Below are 1,454 nucleotides of genomic sequence, written 5' to 3'. Positions count from 1 at the left end.
GGCGACGCCTGGCGGCCCCGGGTGACCGCCACTGGCGACCCGGCGGCCCGCGCCGACGTCGAGTTCGCGCTGCGGCGGGAACTGGACCGGCTGGCCGCCCCGCACCGGCACCGGATCGAGGTCCGGCTCCTACCCGCCCGGCGGGCGACGTGAGCAACGCCGCCCACCGGCTGCTCTGGACGGTCGTCGCCCTGCTCCTGGTGGCGGCGGGCGGGACCGCGCTCGCCGTGGGCAGCGGGCGGCTGCCCGGCGGGGACACCCCGCTGCTCGGTGCCGGGCCGCTCGCCTGGTGGCGGGCCGGTACGCCGTGGAGTCCGCTGGCCGCCGCGGTCGCCGGGGTGCTGCTGGCCCTGCTCGGCCGGCGGCTGCTGGTCGCCGCGCTGCGGGTGCCGGACCGGCTCGCCGGCACCCTGGCCCGGACCGGCGAAGGGGGCGGGCGTACCCGGGTGGCCGGCGGGGTGCTGACCGAGGCGCTGGAACGGGACCTGCTCCGGTCGCCCGGGACCCGGGCGGCCCGGGTGGTGCTCACCGGGCCGGCGGCCCGGCCGGACGTCTGGGTGGAGCTGCGCCTGGCTCCGTACGCCGAGGTGGCCGCCGCCCGCGACCAGGTCGACGCCGCGGTGCGCCGGTTCGCGGCGACGGTCGGCTGCCGGCCCGCGCACCTCGACGTGACGGCGCTGCTGGACCAGCCCGGACGGTGACCGGCGCCGATGGGCGACCATGGGCGGGACCCCGAGGAAGGGAGCCGCCGTGCGGGTGGTGTCGCTGGTGCCGTCGTTGACCGAGGCGGTGGCGCTGACCCGGCCCGAGGTGCTGGTCGGCGCCACCGACTGGTGCACCCACCCGGCCGGGCTGGACGTCGCCCGGGTCGGCGGCAGCAAGTACCCGGACCTGGACCGGGTGCTCGCCCTCCGGCCCGACCTGGTGCTGCTCAACGAGGAGGAGAACCGGCGCGCGGACGCCGAGGCCCTGCACGCCGCCGGCGTGCCGGTGCGGGTCACCTTTCCGCGTACCGTCCCGGAGGCGTTGACCCAGCTCGGCGAGCTGGCCGCCGCGCTCGGCGCCGGCGAACCGGAGTGGCTGCGGGCCGCCCGGCGGGCCTGGGACGCGCTGCCGGCGCCGGCGCCGACCCGCGCGGCGGTGGTGCCTGTGTGGCGGCGACCCTGGGTGGTGCTCGGCCGGGACACCTTCGCCGGTGACGTGCTGCGCAGGCTCGGCGTGGCCAACCAGTGGGGCGACCACGAGGAGCGCTATCCCCGCCCGGGTCTGGCCGAGCTGCGGGCCCGGCGGCCGGAGCTGGTGGTGCTGCCGGACGAGCCGTACCGGTTCACCGCCGAGGACGGCCCGGAGGCCTTTCCCGGCGTACCGGCGGCGCTGGTCTCGGGCCGGCACCTGACCTGGTACGGGCCCTCGCTCGCCGAGGCGCCGGCGCTGCTCGCCGCCCAGCTCGCCAC

2 protein-coding genes are annotated in these 1,454 nt (G+C 79.4%); both read left to right on the top strand.

What is annotated here, in order from left to right; translation table 11 throughout:
• The first annotated feature begins 149 nt into the window (after positions 1-149).
• Positions 150-701, top strand: coding sequence for a hypothetical protein (locus ACWEVO_RS36440; RefSeq protein WP_452311934.1), 552 nt, complete (start codon positions 150-152; stop codon positions 699-701).
• Between the two features lie 49 nt (positions 702-750).
• A partial coding sequence (locus ACWEVO_RS36435; protein ID WP_452311933.1) for a helical backbone metal receptor occupies positions 751-1,454 on the top strand: 704 nt, incomplete at its 3' end.

It is taken from the genome of Micromonospora sp. NPDC003776 (assembly GCF_053605645.1).
Note: the sequence above shows the minus strand (reverse complement) of the source record. Positions and strands in the feature narration are given on the sequence as shown.